The organism is Acidovorax sp., from assembly GCF_046314175.1.
In the GTDB taxonomy this organism is placed as follows: Bacteria; Pseudomonadota; Gammaproteobacteria; order Burkholderiales; family Burkholderiaceae_C; genus Acidovorax.
The window spans coordinates 68,652-95,488 of sequence record NZ_JBKBXG010000005.1 but is presented as its reverse complement, the minus strand read 5'-3'; the positions used below and the strand labels follow the sequence as shown (position 1 = coordinate 95,488).

The following is a 26,837-nucleotide window of genomic DNA, read 5'->3' as shown; positions in this document are numbered from 1 at the left end:
GGCCGGTGCACGGAATAAAAAGGTTGCGAAGCGTCCCGAAACGAATAAGAGAGGGAGGGAGGAGAAGCGCTCCAGGAGGTCAGTCGGAGCCCGAGGGCCCGAAAGGCTTCGCAACACTAAAACTGTACGGCGCGCAATCGTCGTGCGCAACAAATAGAGTGGGGCCACCGCACCGAAGTTCCAGAGGTTTTGCTGGTTTCGGTGGTTTTTTTTAAAGAAACTGAATGCCATCATGATGAGTTAGCGGGGCGTCGCCGCGGCAAGCTGCTTTTCAATAGCGCGCACCAGGCTTTTGTTGTCCGGCCCGGTCAGGCTGGAATAGTTGTCCACCAGCTTGCCGTCGCGGCCCAGCAGGTATTTGTGAAAGTTCCAGCGCGGCGCGGTGCCCGATAGTTCGGTGAGCTGGCGAAACAGGGCAGACGCCTCAGCGCCCTTCACGCTGCTCTTGGCAAACATCGGGAATTTCACGCCAAAGGTGTTTTCGCAGAACTCTGCAATTTGCTGGTTGCTGCCCGACTCTTGCGAAAAGTCGTTGGAGGGAAAGCCCAGCACCACAAGGCCCTTGTCCTTGTAGCGGGCATAAAGCTCTTCTAGCCCCTTATATTGGCCGGTAAACCCGCAAAAACTGGCGGTGTTGACCACCAGCACCACCTTGCCGCTGTACTGGCACAACGACTGCGGCTTTTCGTCCTGCAACCGGGGGAAGGTGTGCTGCAGCGTGGCGGGGCAGCTTGCAGGTGCGTCGGCAGCCTGCACAGCCGGAGCCACCAGCAAGGCAGCAGCGCACAGGCTGCTGGCCGAGAGGAGTCGTGAGAGGAGATTCATAAGACCTTGGGCTGGTGGTGCCCCAAATTTAACCGCTTCATCATTTTTTGTCCATATGAGTTTTTATTTGTACTGAACGGTATACGTATTTGCGCACGGTTTGGATTCAGATTCCTGACAGGAGGATGGGGGTGTTGCGCGCGGCCGCGACGTTGCCCCGTGCGGTCGCGCACAGAAACAGGGGTCACACCGGGTGCTGTGACCGTGAAATAGGAAACACGAGGGGTGTTCAGGCGTTGCGCAGACGGCACAACGAGTGGGAGAGCTGCGAAGCCCCCCCCTTTCAGACCATGCTGAGCAGCCGGTCCAGCGGGAGCGTGACCCGTACGTCCTTGAAGGCCACCACGCCCGTAACCTTCCACGGGGGCATGCCCGATTCACGCGGAATCGGCTCGCCGGTGGGCATGCCGTCGCGGTTGGTGACCACCGCCACGCGGGGGGTGGTTGCCGTGGTGCCTCGGCGGATGACAACACCCACCTCCTGGCTGGCCAAGCGTACAAAAGCGCCCGGTGGGTACACGCCCAATGTCTTGACCAGCGCCGCGCCCATTTCGTCCACCTTGTGGTCTTCGTCGTAGTAGCTGGCCTGCATGGCCGCCGTGACGGGCATGGGCGAACGGGCCACACGGGGCGCGAGGCGCGCTCCAAAAATGTCGGCGCGTTGCACCAGGCGGGCCATTTGCTGGGCCTCGGTCTTTTTATCCAGCGGGCCCGGGTTGCGGTGGTGATGGCAGCGCACGGCCTCCAGCCACAGCGGGTCGGCCACGCCCAACTGGCGCAGTAGCGTCTCGGAGCGGGCCGCGTGGTCCTCCACGGCAGCAATCTGGGCAGAGGTCAGCGGCTGGGTCTGCTGTGCCAGCTGGTCTTGCAGCTCGGTCATGGCGATGTTCATGCTGAGCCCGACATATCCCACCTGCTGCACCTGCGACTGGGGCCAGCGCAGCATTTCGCGTGCGACCACCATGCACACACAGCTGACCAGCATGGAATGGGTGGCGCTGTACATGCGCGTTTCTTGCGCCGAGAGGTAAATGAGCGCCAGCAAGGTCGCATCGGGCGTCTGTTCGCAATGGCGTGCCAGCTCGTCATGCAGCGCCTGGAACCGACCGCTGAAATCTCCCCCCGACGGGGCCCGCAGTATCTGCGTGGCGCGCAACTGCAGTTCGGGCCAGTCGGGAAGGGTTTTGCCGCCACGGGCCCGGGTCTCCTGTTCGCCCGCCGTCATCTTCATGGCCGCGATTTCGCCCAGGTTGGTATCGGCGATCAGCATGCGCTGAAGCTGCGCCAGATAAGCGCGGTGGCTGCCACCCGATTCATCGGTGTCCACACACAGCTGGCGGCCTCGCGCCACCATAGTGACCAGTTCGTCACGGGTGCGTATGACATAGCCCTTCTGGGCCAGCAGCGCGCCGTCGGCACCGCGCAGCACAAAAGGCAGTGGGTGCCCGATCTGGATGGATTCGATGTTGAGGCTGACGAGGTTCATGGCTCGTTACATTATCCAACGCCCACCCCCGCCCCAAAACAGTTGCAACCTGGGTGATTGCCCGGCTATTTGAGGGACGTAAGAACCTGTTTCATGAGCACGGGCCTCAGGGCACCGGCGGGGTAGACACCGGAACGGCGGGCACCGCAGCGGTGGTGGGCTCATGGTGCGCCCCGCGCAGACGGCGCAGCACCCGGCCAAAGGCCGCGCCCACATCGTCCACCCCCGTGAACACCGCCGGAATGACCAGCAGGCTCAGCAGCGTGGATGTGATCAACCCGCCAATCACAGCCACCGCCATCGGCGAGCGAAAGCTCGCGTCGGCCGCGCCAAAGCCGATGGCAATGGGCAGCATGCCCGCGCCCATGGCCAGCGTGGTCATGATGATGGGACGCGCGCGCTTGTGGCAGGCATCGATCAGCGCCTCAAACCGCGTGAGCCCATGTTCACGCCGCGCCAGGATGGCGTATTCCACCAGCAAGATGGAGTTCTTGGTGGCAATGCCCATCAGCATGATGAGCCCGATGAGCGAGGGCATCGAGAAGCTCTTTTGAGCAATCAACAGCCCCAGGAATGCGCCCCCCAGCGACAGCGGCAGGGCCGCCAGGATAGTGACGGGGTGCAAAAAGTCCTTGAACAGCAGCACCAGCACGATGTAGATGCACAGCACCCCGGTCAGCATGGCCAGGCCAAAGCTGGCAAACAGCTCGCCCATCATTTCGGCATCGCCAATCGTGATCTGGCGAACGCCTGGCGGCAGCTTCTGGATGGAGGGCAGCGCCTCGACCGCCTTGGTCACATCCCCCAGCGGCTGGCCCGACAGCTCGATCTCGAAGTTGACATTGCGCGCGCGGTCATACCGATCCACCACGGCCGGGCCGCCGCTGAACTCCAGCGTAGCCACCTGCCCCAGCATCACCGGGCCCTTGCTGCCCGGCACCGACAGGCGCTCCAGCAGCGACAGGTCCTGGCGGGCGTCGTCCTGCAGCTTGACCACGATGGGCACCTGGCGCGAGGCCAGGTTGAGCTTGGGCAGCGACACGTCGTAGTCGCCCACGGTGGCAATGCGCAGCGTTTCAGCGATAGCGCTGCTGGTCACGCCCAGGTCAGCGGCACGCGCAAAGTCGGGGCGCACCGCAATTTCGGAGCGGACCAGGCTGGCGGTGGACGAGATGCTGCCCAGACCGGGGATGGTGCGCAGGTCTTTTTCGACCGCCAGAGCGGCCGACGTCAGCGCCTGCGGGTCGTCGCCCGTGAGCACCAGCACGTACTTCTCGCCAGATCCGCCCAGGCCCACCTTGCTGCGCACGCCCGGCAGCGTCTCCAGCGACGCCCGGATCTGGTTCTCGATGCCCTGCTTGCGCGGCCGGTCACCACGCTCGGCCAGCAAAATGGTGAGCGTGGCCTTGCGTGTCTCGGCATTGCCCATGCCTGCAAACGGGTCGCCGCCTGCCGTGCCGCCGCCGATGGTGGTGTACACGCTCTGCACATGGTCCACCTTGGCGATCCGCTGGCGCGCGTCTTCTGCGGCCGCCCGCGTCTGGCTCAGGGTAGCACCGGGCGGCAGCTCCAGGTACACCTGGGTCTGCGAGTTGTCGTCCGGCGGGATGAAGCCCGTGGGCAGCAGCGGAATCAGCGCCAGCGAGCCGATGAAGAACGCCGCCGTGGCCACAAAGGTGATCCAGCGGTGCTTGATGCACCAGGCCGCCCAGCGCAGGTACACCGTCATCCAGCGCGGGTCCTTGTGCTCGCCCACGATGGGTTTCAAGATATACGCCGCCATCATGGGCGTGAGCACCCGGGCCACGACCAGGCTGGCAAACACCGCGAGCGACGCCGTCCAGCCGAACTGCTTGAAGAACTTGCCCGCAATGCCGCTCATGAACGCGGTGGGCAAAAACACCGCGATCAGCGTGAACGTGGTGGCGACCACGGCCAGGCCAATTTCGTCGGCCGCTTCCATGGCGGCCTGGTAGGGCGACTTGCCCATGCGCAGGTGGCGCACGATGTTCTCCACCTCCACGATGGCGTCGTCCACCAGGATACCCACCACCAGCGACATCGCCAGCAGCGTGATCACGTTGATGGAGAAGCCCAGCAAGTGCATGCCGATGAACGCCGGAATGATCGACAGCGGCAACGCCACGGCCGACACAAACGTGGCGCGCCAGTCGCGCAAAAAGAGCCATACCACCAGCACCGCCAGCAGCGCGCCTTCGTACAGCAGGTGCATGGAACCGTCATATTCCTCCTGCACCGGCTTCACAAAGTTGAACGCCTCGGTGACCTCCAGGTCGGGGTGCTGCTCGCGCAGTTCCATCAAGGCTGCCTGCACAGCGCCGCCCACTTCGACCTCGCTGGCACCTTTGCTGCGCGCCACTTCAAAACCCACCACCGGCTTGCCGTTGAGCAACGCCATGGCACGTGGCTCGGCAACGGTGTCGGTCACCGTGGCCACCTGGTCCAGCCGCACATGGCGGCCGTCGGACAGCGACAGCGTGAGGCCCGCCAGCTCCTGCGCCGACTGCACTGTGGCCAGCGTGCGCACGGGCTGCTCGCTGCCACCCAGGTCGGTGCGGCCACCCGCGCTTTCGGTCTGCACCAGGCGCAACTGGCGCGAGATATCGGCCGCCGTAGCGTTCAACGCCTGCAGCTTGACCGGGTCCAGCGCCACATGCACCTGGCGGTCCACGCCGCCCACGCGGGTCACAGCGCCTACGCCGCGCACCGACAGCAGCTTTTTGGCCACGGCATCGTCCACAAACCACGACAGCGCCTCGTCGTCCATACGGGCCGACGCGATGGTGAACGCCAGCACGGGCTGCGCGGCCAGGTCCATCTTGGTCACGATGGGGTCGCGCACGTCACCGGGCAGGTCGCCGCGCACGCGGGCCACCGCAGAGCGCACATCGTCCAGCGCTTCCTGCGTGGGCTTTTCCAGCCGGAACTCGGCCGTGATGGTGGCGCCTCCGTCCTGCACCTTGGTGTAGATGTGTTTCAGGTCCTGCAGGGTTGCGATGCTGTTCTCGATCTTGCGCGCTACATCGTTTTCGAGCTGCGCAGGCGAGGCGCCGGGCAGGGCCACCGTCACGGAAATGGTGGGCAGGTCAATGTCCGGAAAGTTCTGCACCTTCATGGCGTTGAACGACAGCAGGCCGCCGAACGTCAGCAGCACAAACAGCATCAGCGCCGGAATGGGGTTCTTGATCGACCAGGTGGATACATTCATGAAGAACGCTCCTCAATTGATAGCTACTAACGCTTTATGGACAAGCGCTAGAGCCACTTTTTTCTCAAATTCTGGCGCCATGGACGTGCTGGCAGGTGTTGCCGGGGCCGCAGGTGCGGTGGGCGCCACCACCCGCACCAGGTCGCCGTCGTTCAGAAAACCCGCACCGCGCACGGCCACCGGCGCATTGGCGTCCAGGCCCGACAGCACTTCGACCCGGTCGGCCACGCGGCGCCCGGTCTGCACCTTGCGCATCTGCACGCGCTGCTCGGCGCCCACCACAAAAACGTATGAGAAGCCGTCGCGCACCACCAGCGCTTCTTGCGGCACGGTGAGTGCGTCACTGGAGCCCAGCGCAAACTCGCCGCGCGCAAACATGCCGGCACGGAAGTCCGCGTTCTGGGGCAGGTCCACATAGACCAAGGCATTGCGCGTCTGCGGGTCTACCGTGGGCGCGATCATGCGCACGGTGCCTTCCACCACCGTACCGCTGGCTGCTGTGACGCTGACCTTGGCGCCGGGCTGGATGCGGCGCAGCTCGGTGGACGTGACTTCGGCACGCCATTCCAGACGGCCCTTGCGCACCATGCGAAACAGCTCCGTTCCGGAGCCCACCACGGCGCCGACGGTGGCGGTGCGGGCGGAGATCACTCCACTGTCAGGCGCCACCACCTGGGTGTATTTGAGGCGCAGTTGCTGGGCATTGAGCGTGGCCTGGGCCGCCTGCACACGGGCCTGGGCGGTTTTTTCTGCGGTGGTGAACTGCTGGATCTGCTGCTGGCTGAGCGCGCCCGTGGCCTGCAGGGACCGGGCGCGGTCGGCATTGGCCGCCGCTTCGGCTGCGTTGGCCTGTGCTTCAAGCAGGCTGGCGCGCACCTGGGCCACATCGGCCTGCACCGTGTCGGCCGAGAACGTGGCCAGCACCTGACCGGCCTTGACGACATCACCCACGTTCACGCGCACATCCGTCAGCCGCAGGCCGTTGCTCTCTGCCCCAATGATGGCCTCCTGCCAGGCGGCCACATTGCCGTTGGCGGCCAGGCGCAGGGGCACGGCGATGCGCTGCGGCTGCGCGGTGGTCACCGTGAGCGCGGGGCGCGGCTGGCTCGCCTTGGTCTCATCGGCCGCGCGAGAGGCGCCGGAGTACACCAGCGCACCCACTGTGGTCAGCACACAGGCGGCAATCACGGCGAAGGCAACGGGAGAGAGCCTGGAGAAAGAAGGGAAGAAAGAGGAATATGGCATGCGCATCCGTCCTAAAAAATTCGTTTCAGTGGTTCATGGCTCACAAAACTGGCGCGACCCGAACCAGTGCACCCGTGGAACTGGCTTTGCCAGGCCACCGGGTGCGTCCCCCTCCCGCACGCAGTGCGAGTGAGGGGGACGCTGCAAAGCAGCTCAGGGGGTGCTTCATTCTTTCCAGCCGCCACCGGCGGCGCGGTACAAAGACACCCAGGCCGCCTGGCGTTCGTGCTGTAGCGCAATGAGCGCGTTCTCGGCAGCCAGTGATGTGCGGCGCGCGTCTTCCAGCTCCACCAGGCTGGCCAAACCACCCCGGTAGCGGGCCTGCGTCGCGTCGAACGAGGCGCGGTATCCCTCGGCGGCAATGCGAGCGCTGGTGTTGCGCTCGGCAGTGCTTTGCAAGCGCACCAGCGCCTGCTCCACCTCGCTCACGGCCTGACGCACCCGGGCGCGGTACAGGGCCGCAGCCTCGTCATACCGCGCTTGTGCGGAATCGACCTGCGCTGCCCGGCGGCCGCCATCAAACAGCGGCACGCTGAGCGCGAGCGGGCCGATGGTCCAGGTACTCAGGTCGGTGGTCACACCACCCGTGCGCACCCAGCCCGCCCCCACCGACCCACTCAGAGCCAGGCGCGGGTAGCGCTGCGCCTGCGCGCTGCCCACGTCGGCACTGGCAGCCGCCACCTCCCGCTCGGCGTTGTACACGTCAGGCCGCTGTGCCAGCACCTGCGCGGGCAATGCGGCAATGGCAAACAGGGAGTCCGGCGCAGGTTGGGCTGTGACTGACGCAGCCAGGCGTGCGCGCAAGGCGGGCTCTTCCCGACCCGTCAGCGCGACCAGCGTTTTCAGTTCCACATCACATTGCATGCGCTGCTGCGATGCCCGCGCCGCCGCCTCTGCGGCACTGGCACGCGCCAGCGAAGCCGTTGCGGGGGCAGTAAAACCGGCTTGCTCGCTGAGGGCTGACAGGCGCGAGGTCTCGCTGCGCGACTGGGCATCGCGCTCGGCCACGTTCAGCTGCTGCAGGCAGGTGCGCAGACTGCTTGTTTGTAGCGCCACTTCGGCCGCCACGCTCACCCGCGCCTCGTGCCACAGCGCCTGGGCGCCTGCCAGCCGCTGGTCGGCAGCGGTATTGGTGGCTGCATTGGCGCCAAACACATCCATCTCCCAACTGGCCTGGAGTCCCACCTGGGCGGTGGTGGCGATGCCCGCCACCTGTTCGTTGAACCCGCGGCTGGCGCTGGCCTGACCATCTAGCGACGGGCCCAGCGCAGCGCGGCTGACCACCTGCGTGGCGCGCGCTTGCGCAATGCGGGACTGCGCCTGGGCAACGCCTGGGCTGATGGACTGGGCGGCGTCGATCAACTCAACGAGCAACGGGTCCTGCAGTTGGGTCCACCACTGCGACAACCCTTGGAGAGATCCCTGGTGCGGCAGCGGTGCCTGCCAGCCAGCAGGCAACGGCGCCGCCACCTGGGCGGGCGGAGATGCGGTGGCACAGGCCCCGAGTGCGACGAGCACCCAGGCCGCCAGAAGGAGTCGACTACACAGCTTCATGCATTGATTTCCTTGTCCGAATTTCGGGGTTTGCGCCCGCGTACGGGCTGCACCTTGGACCGTGGCTGTGACTGCCTGCGCGCAACGTCGCCCTGCACCATGCTCAGGGCATAGCCGGTCAGCCGGTCGACCCACACATCGACCGCGCCCGAGCCTGCCAGCTGTGGCGCGATGGCCATCAAGGCGTCGCGCTGGGTCCACATCTGCATGACCAGCCCGGCGATGGAAAAAGCCAGGCGGTGCATGTCGTCGTCTGCCTCATTCACGGGCATGTGGCGGCACAGCACCTGCACCAGGGCCCGATGCGGGGCGCGACATTCACGCTCGATGAGTTCTGGCCACACATGGGTGGGCTCCAGCAGCTCCCGCACGTGCAGGCGCAGCGACTGCGTGACCAAATCGTCGTGTTTGAGGGGCTCCAGAAAACCCGAAAAGTAGTGGCGCAGCGCATCTTCCAAGCCTAAGGCAGGGTCGGAAAAAACCGGTATCAGGTCGCTGCCGCTGCCAAAGGGTTCATAGAACGTGGCCGTGTACAGGCGGGCTTTGTCGCCGAAGTGGTAAGCAATCGCTGCCACGTTGGTGCCCGCCGCCTCCGCGATGGCGCGCACCGAGGTCTGCGCAAACCCGCGCTCTGAAAACAGCTGCAGCGCCGCCTGCAGCAGGCGTGCGCGCGTGTCCTCACCATCACTGCGGGATGTGCGCTGGGCGGCGGGTACGAGGGAGGGGCCGGAACTCATGGTCCCGGATTAAACCACCCAATTCAAACAATTGTTTGAATTAACAAAAATTTCACGAAGATCTCGCGGGGAGAAACACGGCGGTCCAGAGCGCCAGCACAGCTTCGCGCTCTGCCTGCAGCGCGGGGGGCGTGACCTGCGTCGGCGCCTCGTCCAGCCGCGCCTGGTGCTGCACCCGCCGCAATTCGCGGTAGGCATCGGCGGCGGCCTGGCCCACGCCCGGTGGCAGCAAGCCCACCTGCTCGGCCAGCTTAAGCAGGGTGATGTTGCCCCTGTTCTCCCGCAGCTCGGGGTGGGCCGCCGAGTGCGACAAAACCAGGTACTGCAAGGCGAACTCCACGTCCACCATGCCGCCGGGGCTGTGCTTGACGTCGAACAGTCCGTCGCGCACGGGGTGGGCGCTGCGCACACGCTCGCGCATGGTGGTGATCTCATCACGCAGCGCGGCCGTGTCACGTTCCGAGGTGATGACGGCTTCGCGCACGGCATCAAAGCGAGCCTTCAGCTCTTCACTGCCCAACACAAAGCGGGCGCGCGTCATGGCCTGGTGCTCCCAGGTCCAGGCGGTGTTGCTGCCACGGCGCTGCTGGTAGTTGGCATAGGCCTCAAAGCGCGTAACAAGCAGGCCCGAATTGCCGTTGGGGCGCAGCGCGGTGTCGATCTCGTACAGGTCGCCCTCACCGGTCTTCACGGTAAGCCAGTTGATGAGCTTGCGCACATAGGCCGAATAGACCTCGGGCGCGCGTTCGTCGTCATCATCGAACACAAAAACAATGTCGAGGTCGCTGCCATAGCCCAGCTCTTTGCCACCCAGCTTGCCGTAGCCAATGATGGCGAACTGCGGGCTTTCGCGGTGGTGGGTCTTGAGGCGACTCCAGCACCATTGCGCGGTGACGCGCAGCACGCTGTCTGCCAGCGCCGACAGGTCGTCTGCCACCTGCTCGACGGTGATGCGGCCCTCCACATCCCGCGCCAGGGTGCGAAAGGTCTCTGCGTGCTGCGCGCGGCGCAGCAGATTAAGCAGGGTTTCGTCGTCATCTTCACCCGTGGACTGGAGCGAGGCCAGCCGCATCGCCAGCTCGCGCTCGAAATCTGCCACCACAAAACGCTCGGCCAGCAACGCGTCGCCCACCAGCTCGTCAATCACCCCGGGGTGCTGCAGCAGGTAGCGGGCGGGCCACTTGGCCGCACCCAGCAGGTGCAGCAACTGTTCGTGCACCGAGGGGCGTTCCAGCAGCAGCGCCAGGTAGCTTTCGCGCCGCAGCAGCGGCTCCAGCCAGTTGATCAGGCGCAGTGCCGCCTCTTGGTTGACGCGCCCTTCGGTCAGCCACAGCGCGGTGCGCTGCACCAGGCGGAAAAGGCGCGCACGCGCTTCGTCGCGCAAGCCTTCCACACGCGGATGGGTGCGCCATTCGGCCACCCGCTCCCGAAAACCGGGAGGCAGTTGCTCCAGCAGCCCCTCCAGCTCCGGGGGCGGGGGCGCTGCAGCGCGGGGGCCGCCGCAACCGCCGCCGTTGCATTGTTTCTTGCCCGCGCCACCCAGCAGGGTGTCGAACTCTTGCGCTACCAGTTCGCGGTGGGCGTCCAGCTCATGCAAAAAGGCGCAGCAGTCGCGGTAGCCCAGGGTGTCGGCAATCCAGGCCAGATCGTCGTCGCGCGTGGGCAGTACGTGGGTCTGCTGGTCGTCCAGGTACTGAATGCGATGCTCCACACGGCGCAAAAACACATAGGCGCGTGCCAGGGCCTCGGCCGTTTCAGCAGGCATCAGGCCCGCTTGCGCCAAACGCTGCAAGGCGTCCAGCGTGGGACGGCGGCGCAGCTCGGGGAACTGCCCACCACGCACCACCTGCAGCAGCTGCACGGTGAACTCAATCTCCCGGATGCCGCCGCGCGACAGCTTGACGTCGTTGGCCCGCTCGGGGTGGCCCGCACTGCGCTTGGCAGCGTGGTCGCGGATCTGCCGGTGCAGCACCCGCAGCGCATCAAACACGCTGTAGTCCAGATACCGGCGAAACACAAACGGCAGCACCACGCCCCGCAGGGCTTGTACCTCAGGGCTGGCAATGCAGTCGCCGGGGGCCACGACACGACTTTTCAGCCAGGCAAACCGCTCCCATTCACGGCCCTGCACCTGAAGATATTCCTCCAGTGCCGACAACGACACCGAGGACGGCCCCGAGTTGCCGTTGGGCCGTAGCGCCAGGTCCACCCGGAACACAAAGCCGTGCTCGGTGGTGTCGCCCACCAGGCTGTAGATGGATTTGACGGCGCGCGCAAAGTATTCGTGGTTGGAGATGCGCCCACGGCCATCGGCCGTACCGGCGGTTTCGCCATCGTGTTCGTACACGTAAATCAGGTCGATGTCGCTGGAGACATTGAGCTCGCGTGCACCGAGCTTGCCCATGCCGATGATCCATAACTGAACCGGTTGGCCCTCTGGCCCGGTGGGAGCGCCATGGCGTTCGTCCAGTTCTTGGCGCGCCTGCGCGCAGGCACGGTCGAGCGCCAGCTCGGCCAGCACCGTCACAGCGGTGGTGATGTCGGCCAGGGGCGCCTGGTCTTCGCAATCGAGCCGGATAAGCCGCTCCATGACCACTTGGCGCAGCATGCGCAGGGCGGTCCCAGTGTCACAGCCCCGCGCACGCAGCGTGTCATAGGCTTGTTCCATGGTGGCCCGCACAGGGGTGCCAGCGGGCAGCACGGCCAGATCGTTCTCATACCGCCGGTGCAGCCGCTGAAAGAAGCGCGAATGCCCGGCCCCCGGCACAAAAGGTGCCGCGGGGTTGCAGTGGGGTTCAGCGCCGGGCGTCTGCATGGCGGTCGCGTCGTGACGCCCCGTACATATGAACACCGGTTTGTAGTGAACCCGCGCTAAGGCTGCGGGTCATAATTCCTGCCACATTCAACCCCACCATGATCGATCCCATCCCTCACCCCACCCGCCTGCTCAAAATAGTGGCAGGTCTTGCGCGGTGGTCGCTGGGCTTGCTGCTGGCTTTCTGGCTGCTGCTGACCATCGCTTGGGGGGCACTTCATGGCTGGATTGTGCCGCGAATCGGTGATTTCCGCCCACAGATAGAAGCGCATGCCGCAAGGGCTTTGGGGGTTCCCGTGCAGATCGGCGCCATCACCGCGCACACAGAAGGCCTGATCCCGTCCATCGAGTTGTCGGATGTGGCGCTGCTGGATGCCTCGGGCCGCTCCGCACTGCGCCTGCCGCGGGTGGTCGTGGCGCTGTCGCCGCGCTCGCTGCTCAACGGCGGGTTCGAGCAGCTGTATATCGAAGGACCCGAACTGGACATGCGCCGCGCGGCGGATGGCCGTATCTACATTGCAGGGCTTACCTTCGCTGAAAACCAGGGTGACAACAATGCTGCGGCCGACTGGCTGTTTTCACAGGGCGAGGTGTTCATCAAGGGTGGCACCGTGCGCTGGACGGACGAACAGCGCAAAGCGCCCGAACTGGCCCTGGAGAAGGTGGACCTGCTGCTGCGCAATGGCAACTGGCACCACCACATGCGCCTGGATGCCACGCCCCCACAGGAATGGGGCGACCGCTTTACAGTGGTGGGGCTTTTCCGCGCGCCGCTGCTGCGCGCGCGAGACGGCAACTGGAAACACTGGAGCGGCCAGCTGTTTGCGGACTTTGCACGGGTCGATGTCTCCCGGCTGCGCCACCATGCCGACGTGGGCATTGAAGTGGCCCAGGGCCGCGGTGCGCTGCGCGCCTGGGCGGATGTGCAGCGCGGCCAGATTGTGGGCGGCACAGCCGATCTGGCACTGGCAGATGTGAATACCACCCTCTCCCCCGAGCTACAGGCCTTGGTGCTGCCCAACATCCAGGGGCGCCTGGGAGGGCGGCGCCTGAACGGTGGGTTTGAGTTCTCCACGCAGGCGCTGCAGTTTCAGACGGATGACGACCTGGTATGGCCCGGCGGCAATCTGCGGCTGGTGCACACCTCGGCCTCGGGCAAAGCCCCCGAGCAAGGCGAGCTGCGCGCCGACCGCCTGGACCTTGCGGCCCTGGCCCAGATCGCCAGCCGCCTGCCGCTGGGGGCCACGGCACACGACGCCGTACGCACTTACGCACCCAAGGGCCTAGTGGACGAAATACAGGCCAGCTGGAAAGGCCCGTTGGACCAGCTGCAGCAGTACCAGGTGCGCGGGCGCATCCGCGACCTCGCGCTGGCCGGCGATGCTGCAGCGGCAGCTCCCACCCACCTGGGCCTTCGTGGCGCCACAGTGGACTTGGACATGACCCAGTCCGGCGGCAAGGCCGCGTTGACCATGGCATCGGGAGCGCTGGTGCTGCCGGGAGTATTTGAAGACCCCCTCTTGCCCTTGGACCGCCTCAGCGCGGACGTCCGCTGGCAAATCGAAGGCACGCGCATTGCGGTACAGGCCAACGACGTGCAGTTTGCCAACGCCGACGCGCAGGGCGAGGCGCGCGCCACCTGGCACACCAGCGACGCCACCAAGACGCCGCACCGCTCCCGCTTTCCGGGGGTGCTGGACCTGACCGGCACTCTCACCCGCGCGGATGGCACGCGGGTGCACCGCTACCTGCCGCTGTCCATTCCAGACGAGTCGCGCCACTATGTGCGTGATGCGGTGGTGGCGGGCAGTGCCAGCAATGTGCAGTTCCGTGTAAAGGGTGACTTGCACGACCTGCCCTTCAACGACCCCAAACAAGGCGAGTTCCGCATCGCCGCCCGGGTCAAGGATGTGACCTACGCCTATGTACCGCCGCAATTGCAGCCCGCCAATACCCTGCCCTGGCCCGCGCTGACGGAGCTGGGCGGCGAGCTGATCTTTGAGCGGTCGTCCATGCAGGTGCGGGGAGCCAGTGGCAGCTTTGCAGGGCGGCAGGGGCTGCGCCTGTCGAAGGTGGAAGCGAGGATTCCCGACCTGGAACACACCGTGGTGGCAGTCAACGCGGATGCCCGCGGCCCCCTGGCCGAGCTGCTGACACTGATGACCACATCGCCCCTGGGCGGCATGACGGGCAACGCGTTAGACCAGGCCAGCGGCGCTGGCAATGCCGACTTTCAGTTGCGCCTGAGCCTTCCGATCAGTGACATCAACAAATCAAAGGTGCAAGGCAGTGTGACCCTGGCCGGGAATGAATTGCGCATTACGCCAGATACCCCGGCGCTGAGCCGTGTACGCGGCGTGGTGCAGTTCAGCGAGACAGGCTTTTCGCTCAACAACGTGCAAGCGCAGGCGCTGGGCGGCAGCGTGCGGCTGGAAGGCGGCATGAAGGCGCTTGCTGCCAATGCGCCCGCCACCGAATCGGCCGTGCAGCTGCGAGCACAGGGCACCGCCACGGCAGAAGGACTCCAACAAACTCCTCAACTGGGCATGCTGGCGCAGCTGGCCCGTCGCGCCAGTGGCAGCGCGCCGTACACCATGGCCCTGGCGTTTCGCCGCGGGGTGCCCGAGCTGCAGGTATCGACCAGCCTGCAAGGCCTGGCGCTGGCGCTGCCAGCGCCGCTGGGCAAGAGTGCCGAAAGCAGCCTGCCGCTGCGTTTCGAAACGCAGGTCACGCGGGAATCCCTGACCGGTCTGGCCAATGGCTCTGCCGCCAACAGCGGCGCAGGCGCCCCCCCGCTGCGCGACCAGGTGACGCTGGACCTGGGCGCCATCGGTGCCGCCACCTATGTGCGTGACGTAGGTGGCACCCAGGCCCGCGTGCTGCGAGGCACGGTGGGGCTGGGGCTGGCCAGCGGCGAATCAGCCCCCATGCCTGCCCAGGGCGTTGCTGCCAACATCAACCAGGGCAGGATCGATGTGGATGCGTGGGAAGAGGTACTAGCGCAGGCCGCAGAAGCACCGCCCGCAGGCCGCGCCACAACGGACGCCCAGGTTTCCAAAGCGCAAACCACGCCCATCGCGCAGGACTACATACCCACCTCGCTGGCGCTGCGCACGCGCGAACTGACGCTGCAGGGCCGCACCTTGCACAACGTGGTGGCGGGCGCTCAGCGCGAAGGCACAATGTGGCGCGCCAACCTGGACGCCACTGAACTCAACGGCTACCTCGAATACCGCCCACCCGGCTCACCCGAGGCCGCCAGCGGCCGCCTGTTTGCCCGGCTCTCGCGGGTCAACATGCCGCAAAGTGATGTGACACAGGTCGAGTCGCTGCTGGACGAGCAACCGGGCACCTTGCCTGCGGTGGACATTGTGGTGGAGGACTTCGAGCTGCGCGGCAAGCGCCTGGGCCGGGTGGAGCTGGAGGCCCAGAACCGTGGAGGCGAGGGCGCCCAGCGCGAATGGCGACTCTCCAAATTCAACGTTCTTTCGCCCGACGCCAGCTTCACCGCCAATGGCAACTGGGCAGTGCTCAACGCTGCCGGACTGGGCCCACGCGCGACCGAACGGCGCACCGTTCTCAACTTCAAGCTCGACATCCGCGATTCGGGCGACCTGCTGGCCCGCATGGGCATGGCCGACGTTGTCAAACGTGGCAAGGGCCGCATGGAAGGGCAGGTGGCCTGGCTCGGCGCGCCGTTCAGCCCCGACTACCGCAGCATGACCGGGCAGATCAACCTGAACATCGAATCGGGCCAGTTTCTCAAGGCCGACCCGGGCCTTGCCAAGCTGCTGGGCGTGCTGAGCCTGCAGTCGCTGCCGCGGCGCCTGGCGCTGGACTTCCGGGACGTTTTCAGCGAAGGGTTTGCGTTTGATTTTGTGCGCGGCGACGTGCGCATAGAGCAGGGTGTGGCCACCACCAACAACCTGCAGATGAAAGGTGTGAACGCCGCCGTTCTGATGGAGGGCAGCGCCAGCATCGACAACGAGACGCAAAACCTGCGCGTGGTGGTGATTCCCGAGATCAATGCACTCACTGCGTCGCTGGTGGCCACGGCGATCAACCCGGTGATTGGCCTGGGCAGTTTTCTGGCCCAGGTGTTCCTGCGCGGCCCGCTGATTGAAGCGGCCACACAGGAGTTCCGCATCGACGGCACCTGGACAGACCCACGCATCGTGCGCATCGCCCGCCGGGGCCGTGATGCATCGGCAGCGCCCGCGCCCCTACCGGGCACCACCACAGAAACCGCCCCCCTCGCCAACCCACCCCGAACCGGAGAACCCTCATGAAAGTTGCCGCGATCCAGATGGTGTCCGGCACACAGCTGAAGGCCAACCTGCAGTCTGCCCGTGGTCTGCTGGAGCAGGCCGCCAGCCAAGGCGCCGAGCTGGCCGTGCTGCCCGAATACTTCTGCACCATGGGCCATAAGGACACCGACAAGCTGGCGCTGCGGGAGGCCCACGGCGAGGGAGTGATTCAGCAGTTTCTGGCCTCGACGGCGCGCACCCTGCAGATGTGGGTTGTGGGTGGCACCTTGCCCCTGCAAACCACCACCCCCGACCGTGTGCACAACACCACCCTGGTGTTCAACCCGCTGGGCGACTGTGTGGCGCGCTACGACAAGATCCACCTTTTTCAGTTTGACAACGGCCGCGAGCAGTACGACGAAAGCCGTGTCATCGAAGCGGGCGCCACGCCGGTGCAGTTTGATCTGCAGGCGCGCGATGGTCACCGCTGGCGGGTGGGCCTGTCCGTCTGCTACGACCTGCGGTTTCCGGAGCTTTACCGCGCGCATGCCCTCGCAGGCGCCGACCTGATGCTGGTGCCCAGCGCCTTCACCCACACCACCGGCCAGGCCCATTGGGAGGTGCTGCTGCGCGCGCGCGCCGTCGAAAACCTGGCCTATGTGCTGGCACCCGCACAAGGCGGCATGCACGAGAATGGGCGCCACACCTGGGGCCAGAGCATGCTGATAGACCCGTGGGGCATCGTGCTGGCCCAGCAGAACCAAGGCGAAGGTGTTGTGGTGGGCACACTGGGCGCTGACCGGCTCCGTGCAGTGCGTCAGCAGTTGCCAGCACTGACCCACCGCGTGTTGTGACCGCGTCCCGGTTCACTGTGTTGCTGCGCTGGCGGCGTGCTTGGCGCCGCTGGTCGCTCTGGACAGCGCTGGTGCTGCTGGTCGTGTCCATGCTGGGCACCATGGTGTGGCTGGCCGGGCGCTACGAGGCCAGCCAGGTGCAGACCCGGCTGGAGCGCGACACGGCCGATGCGGTGTCCGACATTCGTGTCGCGCTCAACCGCAATCTGCAAAGCCTGCAAGCCCTGCACGCGGGCGACCCCGGCCAGCTGGCCTGGGACATCGAGGCCGCCGAGCTGCTGCGCCAAAACCGCGAACTGGTGCGCCTTGAATGGCGTGAACCCACCATGCGCCTGCGCACCCACGCGCAGTCCCCCTACCGCCCCGTGGCGTGGGACGCGCGCCTGCGCGAAAGCCACCAGTCCGACTCGGCCATCGCCTGCGCCAATGCACGCCGGTTGAGCAGCCCCTCGTATTCCAGCAGCTACTTCCAGCCCCATGGCGATGGGCTGGGCTCTGAGATGATGGAGTTGTGCCTGCCGCTGACCGCAGGCGGGCGCAACACGGGATTTCTGGTAGCAACCTACTCGCTGCAGGACGTGCTCATCAATCTGGTGGCGCACAACCTCACGCGCAGCCAGGAAGCTTCATTCACCGAGCCCGACGGCACACGCCTGGCCGTTCTGGGCGCCGCGCGCCGCGGCTCGCGCATGTTCACTGCGCAGCACTTGCTTGACCTGCCCGGCAGTACGCTGGTGCTGCGCATGGACACCTGGCACACAGCGCCCAGCGTCTTCCCCAACGTGCTGACGGCCCTTGTCACCACCATGTCGATTGCTCTGGTCACGGTCATGGTGGTGCTGGTGCGCGACAACCGCCGCCGCCTGCGCGCAGAGCGCGATCTGGCCGATGCGCTGGCGTTCCGCAAGGCGATGGAGGACTCGTTGGTCACCGGCCTGCGCGCGCGCGACCTGGAAGGCCGTATCACCTATGTGAACCCCGCGTTTTGCGCCATGGTGGGCTTCGGCGCCCAGGAGTTGCTGGGCCAGAGCGTTTCGGCGCCGTACTGGCCCCCCGAACTGGTGGATGAATACCGCCAGCGGCAAGAGATCCGCCTGGCGGGCCATCATGTGCCGCCGCGCGAGGGTTTCGAGTCGGTGTTCATGCGCAAGGACGGCACCCGGTTCCCGGTGCTGATCATCGAGGCGCCGCTGATCAACGCCCAGGGCCAGCACACGGGGTGGATGAGCGCGTTTCTGGATATTAGCGAGCAGCGGCGGGTAGAGGAAATATCCCGCGCGTCGCAAGAGCGCCTGCAGGCCACCGCCCGCCTGGCCACCGTGGGCGAGATGGCCTCCCTGCTCAGCCACGAACTCAACCAGCCCCTGGCAGCCATCTCCAGCTATGCCACCGGCTCCATCAACCTGCTGGAAACATCGGCCCCGGCAACTGCCGCCGATGCAGAACAGCTGCAGGACGTGCGCATGGCCATGCAGCAGATCGCCCGGCAGGCGGAACGCGCAGGCAAGGTGATCAAAAGCGTGCACGACTTTGTGCGCCGCCGCGACCAGGCCCGGGAGGCCGTGCATGCACAGCAGCTGCTGGACGCCATCTTGCCGCTGGTGATCCTGCAGGCGCGCAAGCTGGGGGTGCGTGTAAACACCACGGTCGAGCCCGGACTGCCTGCCACGCTGTGTGACCGCACCATGGTCGAACAGGTGCTGCTGAACCTGGCCCGCAATGCCATGCAGGCCATGGATGACCCCGGCATTCGTACCCGTGTGCTGGACATCCGGGTGCGTAGCAAGGCCTCAAACCAGCACAGCGGCTGGATGGAATTTGCGGTGACCGACATCGGCACAGGCATTGCCCCCGACGTGGCAGAAAAACTCTTCACACCCTTTTTCACCACGCGTGCTGAAGGCATGGGCCTGGGCCTGAGCATGTGCCGCACCGTGATCGAGCAGCACGGCGGCTTTCTCGGATTTGCGCCCCACGAGCCGCGTGGTACGGTATTCACCTTCACCCTGCCCCTCATCCCACCTTCGCCCGACATCTGATGGAACCCATCACCAACGCCACCGTGTATATCGTGGACGACGACGCCAGCGTGCGCGAGGCCCTGGCGTGGCTGCTGCGTTCACGCAGACTGCCCAGCGAGTCGTTCGACAGCGCCGAAGCGTTCGACGCGATGCTCACCAGCCGCCCGGCGCAGCGCCAGCCTTGCTGCTTGCTGCTGGACGTGCGCATGCCCGGCATGAGCGGGCTGGCATTGTTTGATTTGTTGGCGGTGCGTGGCGACCTGGCCACGATGCCGGTGATATTTTTGACGGGCCATGCTGACGTGCCCACCGCAGTGGACACCGTCAAACGGGGGGCGTTCGACTTTTGCGAGAAGCCTTTTTCAGACAACGCATTGGTAGACCGCATCGAGCAGGCGCTGGCCCAGTCGGCAGAGCGCCTGGCGGAGGTGCGCGAGCGCAGTGACCTGCAGGTGCGCCTCTCTGACCTGACAGAACGCGAGCGCGATGTGATGGACCTCGTGGTGGGAGGCTTGCCCAACAAGCTGATCGCCGATCAGCTCGACATCAGCGTGCGCACGGTGGAGGTCCACCGCTCACGCGTGTTCGACAAGATGCAGGTCAAGTCGGCCGTGGAACTGGCCAACCTACTGCGCACCGGGCATTGATGGGTAAAGGGCCCGCTGCCGCGCGATGCGGCAGCAAAAAACCCATACTGCACGATTAGCCGCGGGGGCGTTCGCCCACAAAAATCTCTACCCGGCGATTGCGCGAACGACCATCGGCCGTGTCATTGGTGGCGATGGGGTAACGCGAGCCCATGCCATCAATGGCGATACGGCGGCCGTCCACGCCCCGGGCCGCCAGATAGCTGCGGGTGCTGGCCGAGCGGTCCATCGACAGGGGGTTGTTGATGGCGTCGCTGCCCGTGCTGTCGGTGTGGCCAACGATGCGCACGTCCGCGTTCGGGTTGTTGCGCAGGCTGGCAGCAAACTGGTCGAGCACCGGCGCAAAGTTGGGCTGAATGTCCGAGCGGCCCACGGCAAACGAGATGTCACTCGGGATATTGAGCTTGAGCTGGTTGTCCGCCGTCTGCGTGACTGCGATGCCGGTGCCTTGGGTGGCCTGCTCCATGTCGCGCTTTTGGCGCTCCATGTTCTGCGACCAGATGTAGGTGCCCAAAGCGCCCACGCCTGCACCCACCACCGCACCTGTGCCTGCATTGCCGCCGGTGGCGGAGCCAATGACAGCACCTGCCAGCGCGCCAACGCCTGCGCCGGTGGCCGTGCGGCGCTGGGTGTCGTCCATGCTGGCGCAGCCGGTGGCCAGAACGATGACGGCAGTGGCACCGATAAGAATGTGTTTGCGCATGTGTGTGCTCCTTGAAGATTCAGTGCCGGGCGTCCGGGGCAAGTGCCCACCGGTGGCGGCAACCTCTCCGCACAGGGTGGCTGCCCAGCTACCGCCATCGTGGCGGGGCAGTGGCCAGCACACCATCGGCTCTGTCGCCCAATGCTTGTAGGACAGGACCGCTGTTGACCCCCTATTGGGTGAATCCTTCAGGAGGCAGGGGGCGGGGGCGGGGCATCGTCGTCTTTCGGTGGGACTTTCAGCTCCCCGCCTTTACGACCCGAAAACATGGTCCACCAAACAATAGCCACCAGCAACACCAGCGCCAGCAGCGCTTCAAGCAAAATCAGACCCATGAAATTGACACTCCTGCGCGCTGTGGGAACGGCGCTGATTGTAGGAACGCTGGCCGCCTGCTCCACCCCGCCCGCGCCAAGCCCCTCCCGCCCCACGGTCATCCCCTCGGCCATCCCCCCGCCCCCGACAGCGGGCACGGTGGTGCTGCCGGGCGACACCGGCCCGCTGCCGCCACCGCTGGCGCAGGCCAAAAGCCGCTGGATCCCCGTGCGCTGGGCCGAGCTACCCGGCTTTACGCAAGACCCGTTGCACGAAGCCTGGAACGCCTGGATCAAAAGCTGCGAGCGGCCCCAACCACCTTTCACCGTGCTGTGCAGCGAAGTGCGCCAGCTGAGCATTGCCACGCCCGACGAGCAACGCGCCTGGCTCGTCGCGCGGCTGCAGCCGTACCGCGTCGAGGCACTCGACGGCAATCCCGAGGGCCTGCTGACCGCCTACTACGAACCCATGATGGAGGGCACGCGCCAGCCCGGCAACGGCTACACCGTGCCGGTGTACCGCACCCCCGCCACGCTGGGCAGCCGCAAGCCCTGGTACACGCGCCAGCAGATCGAAACGCTGCCCGAGGCCCAGGCCGCCCTGCAGGGCCGCGCCATCGCCTGGCTGCGCGACCCGGTCGAATCGATGGTGCTGCACATCCAGGGCTCGGGCCGCCTGCGCATTACCGAGGCCGACGGGTCGGTGTCCACCGTGCGTGTGGCCTACGCGGGCACCAACGACCAGCCCTACCAGAGCGTGGGCCGCTGGCTGCTGGACCAGAACCTGACGCGCGACGCCACCTGGCCCGGCATCCGCGCCTGGCTGGCGGCCAACCCCCAGCGCACCAATGAGCTGCTGTGGAGCAACCCGCGCTACGTGTTCTTTCGCGAGGAGCCGTTGAGCGGTCTGGACGCCGAGTTCGGGCCCCGGGGAGCGCAGGGCGTGCCGCTCACGCCGGGCCGCTCCATCGCGGTGGACCGCCAGAGCATTCCGTACGGCACCCCGGTCTGGCTGGCGTCCAGCGGGCCGCAGGTGCAACTGAGCCGCATGGTGCTGGCGCAGGACACGGGCAGCGCCATCCTGGGTGCCGTGCGCGCGGACTTCTTTACCGGGTGGGGGCAAGAGGCGGGTGACATTGCAGGGCGCCTCAAGCAGGGCTTGCGTCTGTGGGTGTTGTGGCCCAAATGATGACCAGAATATTGGTCAAATATGGCTCTAGCGCTTATCCGACAAGCGCTAACCGCTATTAAAACAGGAGTTTTCATGCGCGTGACAGAGCCCCAGTTGCGCGCCGTGCTGCTCGCCCAGGCCATCGAACAGGTGGACACCGGGCGCACCCTTGTCAGCCAGGCCGACTGGGACGACGCCACGCGCAGCGCCGTGGCCGCCGCCCACCAGCGCGGCGTGCTGCAGCGTGTGGGTGCGGGCGATGTGGTGCTGGAGCGCGCGCGCACCATCGCCCAGCGTGCCAGTGGCCGCGACACCGCCGTGGCCGCGCTGCGTGAACCCGCCGTGCACTGGCGCTGGCTGGCGCGCGGCCTGCCGCTGCTGGCCTTGCTGATGGGCCTGGCCGTAGACCGCATCGCCAACGCACACCGGGTGGACTTGCTCTCGCCCCCACTGCTCATCGTGCTGGCGTGGAATCTGTGCGTGTACCTGCTCATGGCCTGGCAGGCATGGCGCCCGTCCGGTCCAGGCGCGTGGCTGCAGGGCCTGCGCTTCTTCAGCCGCCCGGGCCGCGGGCTGGCCGCGCGCATTGCGGCGGACTTCCATGTGCGCTGGGTAACGCATGCCTCCGACGTGCTGGCGCAGCGCGCGGCGCGTGTGCTGCACCTGTGTGCGGCGGCCTGGGCTGCGGGCATTGCGCTGTCACTGGTGCTGCGCGGTCTGGTGGTGCGCTACCAGTTCGGTTGGGAGAGCACGTTTCTCGACGCCACGCAGGTGCACGCCATCGTCTCGGTGCTGTTCTGGCCGCTGACGGTGCTGTTTGGCGCCACGCCCTTCACGCTGCAGGAGATTGCGGCCACGCAGAATTTTGCGGGTGAGGGCGCCGCCGGCAACCGCTGGGTGTGGATGTACGTGGGCCTGCTGGTGTTGGCCGTGGTGCTGCCGCGGCTGGCGCTGGCGGCCTGGGCACGCTGGAGCGAGGCGCGGTGGCAAGGCCACATCGACTTGGACGATGCCGCTTTTGACGCGTTGCGCGCCGCACTACCGGGCGACCTCGTGATTGGCCTGCACGGCCCACAGGCCGACGTGCTGCAGGGCGCACAGGTGCAGACCACGCAGGGCGACCACTTGCAGTTTGGCGATGCGCGCCAGCCGGTGGACGCCGTGCTGGCGTGGGCCACCGACGCCGTGCCGACCGCCTGGCAGGCCGCGCCCCGGCTGGCCCTGCGCTGGGAGGCCTTCGGCGCCAGCTGGGTGCTAGAGCCCGTGATGTTTGACCGACTGGCCACCGCACTGCCCGCGCAGGCCCACGCGCTGGCCCGGCTGCGCGCAGCGTGGGTGGAGCACAGCGAGCAGCGCTTTCGCCAATCGCTGCAGGCGCTGGCTCAGCACCTGCGCGCCTGTGCCAACTTGGCCCCCGGCGACGCCACTGCCCAGCAATCCCGGTACGCAGAGCAGGTGCAGGCGCTCGACACCACTCTGCGCGCCCTGCACGGCCAGCCGCCCGCGCCCACTCAGCAAAACCCCGCACCGCAGCGCGACACCACCCCGTTGCCTGCACCCCGCCGTGCCGACACAACCGCTTTGGCAGTGGGCACCTCCGCCGGTGCCGCCGCAGGTGCAGTGGCGGGCGCCAAGGCCGGTGCGTTGATCGACGTGGGCACCGGCGGCCTGACGCTGGGCGCGGGCACCGCCCTGGGCGCGCTGCTGGGCGGCACCACCGCCTGGGTGCTGCGCTCGTTTCAGAAGAGGGGCGACGGGGACAACAACCCCCACCACCTGCTGCGCCACGCAGCCGAGGCGGCGTGTACCCACTACCTCGTCATTGCGCACCATCAGCGCGTGCCACCGGGCGATGCGGCCGAGCTGGCCGCGCGCTGGCGCGCCGAAGTCACCGGCACCGTGGCCGCCCATGGCGACGCGCTGGCGGCTGCGTTGAAGCACACCGGACCGGGCGATGACGATGCGGTGCAGGCGCTGCTGCACACCATGCTGGGCGGGATTCTGCGGCGCAGCTTTGCGCCAGAGGGCAGCGGCTCAACCATTACCGCAGCCCCAGGCCCATCGGCCTGAAATTTCGAACGTTTTTGACCTCTAGCGCTTATTGGCAAAGCGCTAGCAGCTATCAATTTAGGATTCCTCCCAATCTCTACAAGCAAGGCGTCCGTTCCGCTTCGGTCTCCACCCGTGGAGCCGCCACCGCCGGGGGCTCGGGCGGCTTGGCGGGCGGCACGCTGACGGTGCGCAGCTGGTCGCCTTCGATGCGGTAGTCGTACTCGCGCGTGGAGCCGATCATGTCCGTCTTGAACGTGCTGGTGGCCATGGTGGCCGCGTACACCTGGGGCCGTATGACCTGATACCGGTAGGTGGTGGTGGCCGTGCCAGTGCTGGTCTTGCAGACGGATTCAAACTGCGTTTGCTTGAACTGGAGCGTGCAACGGCCCGAGGTGTCTTCGGCCTTGGAGCCGTCCTGCACATACAGAACAATTTTGGTGGCGCGCCAGCAGCCAAGCAGGGAGGGGTCGGCACTGACGGCGTGGGCCCACGGTGCCGCAAACGCGAGACACAGGACCAGGGAACGGTTGAGGCGGGTCATGCGCCTTCCCCAACGGTTGCAGGGCCCGCGCCCCCGGCAAGGTACGCGCCCATGTCGTCCACCGCGCTCGGCTCCAGCACGCCCACCGTCACCTCCACGCCCGCCGCCTTGAGGATGTCGATCCCCGCGCCCGCGTTGCGCGGGTCGGGGTCGCGCATGGCAACGACCACACGCTGTATGCCGCGTGCCACCAGCGCCTTGGCGCACGACGGCGTGCGGCCGTGAAACGAACACGGCTCCAGCGTGACGTAGGCCACCACATCGGCCAGGTCGCCGGGCACCAGAGACAACGCCATGGCCTCGGCGTGGTGCTGCCCGGGCGGCTGGGTGAAACCGCTCGCAATCACTTGTCCGTCCTTCACAAACACGCAACCCACGGGCGGGTTAGGCAGGCAGGCGGGCAGTGCTTTGCGGCCCTCTGCCAGGGCAAGGCGCATGAAATCTTCGTCGGATGCAGACATGGTGGCGAGCGTTGGATGGAGGGCATACCCTTGTATTGGGGCAAGGCCGCTATTGTTATTCAGCCAGCGCCTCTCAGGTCTCCACCGACCACCGGGTCACCCGGGGTGGCGCATCGCCGACATGGAACGCCAGCTTGCGGTCGCGCAGCGCCACGTCCGAGGCGGTCACGCGGTCGAAGCGGCGCAGGTGCTCCGTCCACGACTCGTCCTCGATGCGCTCCACATAACGCGCGGGCTGGCTGATGTCGTGCAGCAGCTGCCAGCCCAGGGCGCCCTGGCGCAGGCGGCTGCGGCGGCTTTCCTGCATCACGGCGCGAAATTCGGCGGCGCGGGCAGGGTCGATGAAGTATTCGATGGTGACCACCAAGTGCCCCGCCCCAGGCGGCACGTCGGCCACGGGCGCCTTGAAGGCGCGCGAGGGGCTGAGGTCTTCTTCCATGCTGCGGTCGGCCACCAGGCGCTGCACCAGCGCCATGGCCACCACGCCCGTGGCGGCGGCGATCCCGAGGCTGATGTGCACATTGCTCACCGTGGCCACCTGGCCCCACACTGCGGCACCCAGTGCGGTGGAGCCCATGATGGCCATCTGGTAAATCGACATGCCGCGCGCGCGCACCCAGTTGGGCAGCGCCAGCTGGGCCGACACGCTCAGCGAATTGGCCGTGGTGATCCATGCCATGCCGCCCACAAACATGGCGGGCACGGCCACATACACATTGGGGGCGACGGCCATCACGCCGGTTGCCACGGCCTGCAGGATAGTGCCGCGCATCACCAGCACATCGCGCGCCATGGCCTGGCGCAGGCGCGGCAAGAACATGGCGGCGGTGATAGCCCCTGCGCCCATGGACGCCAGCAGCAAAGTGAACGTGCCCGCACCGCCGCCTTCCAGCCCCTTGGCCAGCAGTGGCAGCAGGGCCAGCAACGCGGTGGCGTGCAAAAAGAAGATGGAGATGCGCCACAACACCGCCCGCATGCGCGGTGACTGGCGCACGAACTGCAGGCCCACACGCATGGCGCTGGGCAGCTTTTCGCGGCCCAGCGGGCTGGGCACGTGGGTGCGCTTCCAGCGCATGATGACCAGTCCCGAGGCCACCGACAGCACCGCATTGAGCACAAACACCCAGGCGCTGCCCGCGCTGGCAATGATGGCGCCCGCCAGCAGCGGGCCGATGATGCGCGAGGCGTTCATGGCCACGCCGTTGAGCGCCAAGGCGGCTGGCAGCTGCGCGCGGCTGACCAGCTCGGGCACGATGGCGGCAAACACCGGCCAGCGCATGGCCAGGCCAATGCCGTTGGCAAACGTGAGCGCAAGCAGCAGCGGCGCGGTCATGCCCCCGGCCAGGATGAAGCCACACAGCACCAGCGCCACGGCCGCCACCCAGAACTGCGTGGCGATGAAGTAGCGGCGCCTGTCCAGGATATCGGCCAGCGCACCGCTGGGCAGGCCCAGCAAGAACACCGGCAGCGTGGACGCCGACTGCACCAGCGCCACAAGGATGGGCGAGGTGGTGAGCGTGGTCATCAGCCAGGCCGCCGCCACGTCGTTCATCCACATGCAGGTATTGGCCACCACCCAGGTGAGCCAGAGCATGCGGAACACGGGCACCGACAAAGGGGCAAAGGGGGAGAGCGAAGCGGCCTGGCTCAGCTGCGCCGCGCTCTGGTCGAGCTGGGCGGCTACGGATTCCTCGGTGCCCTGCGCCAGGGCCGCGCGGTCGGCTGCGGCGGCTTTTGCACCCTCGGCGCTCTCTGCGGGTGGCTGCTGCGCAGCAGCATCAGGTGCCGGGTTCGCGCCAGGGGAGGTGGGGGGCGCAATGCTGCGCGTACTTTCGTGGGACGGCAAAGGTGGCATGTCCTTGCATTGTGCGACGGTTAGAGCGGCACTGCGCGTACCGCACCGAAAAGCCACGGGCCAGACGGGGCCCCACCAGC

19 protein-coding genes are annotated in these 26,837 nt (G+C 66.6%); 6 read left to right on the top strand and 13 right to left on the bottom strand.

What is annotated here, in order from left to right; all coding sequences use genetic code 11:
* From ACK4OE_RS02730 to glnE, 8 genes are all read right to left on the bottom strand, one after another.
* A partial coding sequence (locus ACK4OE_RS02730) for a hypothetical protein (RefSeq protein ID WP_409882827.1) occupies positions 1-231 on the bottom strand: 231 nt, incomplete at its 3' end.
* A 9-nt stretch (positions 232-240) separates the two neighbouring features.
* Positions 241-825 (bottom strand): glutathione peroxidase, encoded by a 585-nt coding sequence (locus ACK4OE_RS02725; protein WP_409882826.1) that lies wholly within the window; start codon positions 823-825, stop codon positions 241-243.
* Between the two features lie 283 nt (positions 826-1,108).
* Positions 1,109-2,311 (bottom strand): HD-GYP domain-containing protein, encoded by a 1,203-nt coding sequence (locus ACK4OE_RS02720; protein WP_409882825.1) that lies wholly within the window; start codon positions 2,309-2,311, stop codon positions 1,109-1,111.
* 106 nt (positions 2,312-2,417) lie between these two features.
* Positions 2,418-5,540, bottom strand: a complete 3,123-nt coding sequence (locus tag ACK4OE_RS02715) for an efflux RND transporter permease subunit (protein ID WP_409882823.1) — start codon at positions 5,538-5,540, stop codon at positions 2,418-2,420.
* A 12-nt stretch (positions 5,541-5,552) separates the two neighbouring features.
* Positions 5,553-6,785 (bottom strand): efflux RND transporter periplasmic adaptor subunit, encoded by a 1,233-nt coding sequence (locus ACK4OE_RS02710; protein ID WP_409882822.1) that lies wholly within the window; start codon positions 6,783-6,785, stop codon positions 5,553-5,555.
* Between the two features lie 165 nt (positions 6,786-6,950).
* Positions 6,951-8,339 carry an efflux transporter outer membrane subunit gene (locus tag ACK4OE_RS02705; protein ID WP_409882821.1) on the bottom strand — a complete coding sequence of 463 codons (1,389 nt, stop codon included), beginning with the start codon at positions 8,337-8,339 and terminating at the stop codon, positions 6,951-6,953.
* Positions 8,336-9,076 (bottom strand): TetR/AcrR family transcriptional regulator, encoded by a 741-nt coding sequence (locus ACK4OE_RS02700; RefSeq protein ID WP_409882820.1) that lies wholly within the window; start codon positions 9,074-9,076, stop codon positions 8,336-8,338. The genes ACK4OE_RS02705 and ACK4OE_RS02700 overlap by 4 nt, the downstream gene beginning before the upstream one ends.
* A 52-nt stretch (positions 9,077-9,128) precedes the next feature.
* The gene (gene glnE / locus ACK4OE_RS02695; protein WP_409882818.1) at positions 9,129-11,891 is read right to left on the bottom strand and encodes a bifunctional [glutamate--ammonia ligase]-adenylyl-L-tyrosine phosphorylase/[glutamate--ammonia-ligase] adenylyltransferase; all 2,763 of its coding nucleotides are present in this window, start codon (positions 11,889-11,891) and stop codon (positions 9,129-9,131) included.
* A 98-nt stretch (positions 11,892-11,989) separates the two neighbouring features.
* Here glnE and ACK4OE_RS02690 point away from each other — a divergent pair, with 98 nt between their 5' ends.
* From ACK4OE_RS02690 to ACK4OE_RS02675, 4 genes are read left to right on the top strand one after another with little or no spacing between them, the layout of a single operon-like run.
* The gene (locus ACK4OE_RS02690) at positions 11,990-16,180 is read left to right on the top strand and encodes a YhdP family protein (protein WP_409882817.1); all 4,191 of its coding nucleotides are present in this window, start codon (positions 11,990-11,992) and stop codon (positions 16,178-16,180) included.
* Positions 16,177-16,992: a carbon-nitrogen hydrolase family protein gene (locus ACK4OE_RS02685; protein ID WP_409882816.1), complete on the top strand. Its 816-nt coding sequence runs from the start codon at positions 16,177-16,179 to the stop codon at positions 16,990-16,992. The genes ACK4OE_RS02690 and ACK4OE_RS02685 overlap by 4 nt, the downstream gene beginning before the upstream one ends.
* Positions 16,989-19,031: a two-component system sensor histidine kinase NtrB gene (locus ACK4OE_RS02680; protein ID WP_409882815.1), complete on the top strand. Its 2,043-nt coding sequence runs from the start codon at positions 16,989-16,991 to the stop codon at positions 19,029-19,031. Before ACK4OE_RS02685 ends, ACK4OE_RS02680 begins: the two co-directional genes overlap by 4 nt.
* Positions 19,031-19,660, top strand: coding sequence for a response regulator transcription factor (locus tag ACK4OE_RS02675; protein WP_409882814.1), 630 nt, complete (start codon positions 19,031-19,033; stop codon positions 19,658-19,660). Before ACK4OE_RS02680 ends, ACK4OE_RS02675 begins: the two co-directional genes overlap by 1 nt.
* A gap of 55 nt (positions 19,661-19,715) precedes the next feature.
* Here ACK4OE_RS02675 and ACK4OE_RS02670 read toward each other — a convergent pair whose 3' ends face one another.
* Positions 19,716-20,363, bottom strand: a complete 648-nt coding sequence (locus ACK4OE_RS02670; protein WP_409882812.1) for an OmpA family protein — start codon at positions 20,361-20,363, stop codon at positions 19,716-19,718.
* A 188-nt stretch (positions 20,364-20,551) separates the two neighbouring features.
* Positions 20,552-20,698 carry a hypothetical protein gene (locus ACK4OE_RS02665; protein ID WP_409882810.1) on the bottom strand — a complete coding sequence of 49 codons (147 nt, stop codon included), beginning with the start codon at positions 20,696-20,698 and terminating at the stop codon, positions 20,552-20,554.
* Between ACK4OE_RS02665 and ACK4OE_RS02660 the strand changes: the two genes are divergently transcribed.
* Positions 20,631-21,866 (top strand): murein transglycosylase A, encoded by a 1,236-nt coding sequence (locus tag ACK4OE_RS02660; protein WP_409882809.1) that lies wholly within the window; start codon positions 20,631-20,633, stop codon positions 21,864-21,866. The genes ACK4OE_RS02665 and ACK4OE_RS02660 overlap by 68 nt on opposite strands.
* A 75-nt stretch (positions 21,867-21,941) precedes the next feature.
* Positions 21,942-23,918 (top strand): DUF2868 domain-containing protein, encoded by a 1,977-nt coding sequence (locus ACK4OE_RS02655; RefSeq protein ID WP_409882808.1) that lies wholly within the window; start codon positions 21,942-21,944, stop codon positions 23,916-23,918.
* A gap of 76 nt (positions 23,919-23,994) precedes the next feature.
* Here the strand turns inward: ACK4OE_RS02655 and ACK4OE_RS02650 are convergent, their stop codons facing one another.
* The 3 genes from ACK4OE_RS02650 to ACK4OE_RS02640 all read right to left on the bottom strand — a co-directional run bounded on the left by ACK4OE_RS02650 (position 23,995) and on the right by ACK4OE_RS02640 (position 26,757).
* Complete coding sequence (locus tag ACK4OE_RS02650; RefSeq protein ID WP_409882807.1) at positions 23,995-24,441, bottom strand: hypothetical protein; 447 nt, start codon at positions 24,439-24,441, stop codon at positions 23,995-23,997.
* Positions 24,438-24,902, bottom strand: coding sequence for a bifunctional diaminohydroxyphosphoribosylaminopyrimidine deaminase/5-amino-6-(5-phosphoribosylamino)uracil reductase RibD (locus tag ACK4OE_RS02645; RefSeq protein WP_409882806.1), 465 nt, complete (start codon positions 24,900-24,902; stop codon positions 24,438-24,440). Before ACK4OE_RS02645 ends, ACK4OE_RS02650 begins: the two co-directional genes overlap by 4 nt.
* A gap of 73 nt (positions 24,903-24,975) precedes the next feature.
* Entirely contained in the window at positions 24,976-26,757 is a 1,782-nt protein-coding gene (locus ACK4OE_RS02640) for an MFS transporter (RefSeq protein WP_409882805.1), read from the bottom strand.
* Positions 26,758-26,837: the final 80 nt, after the last annotated feature.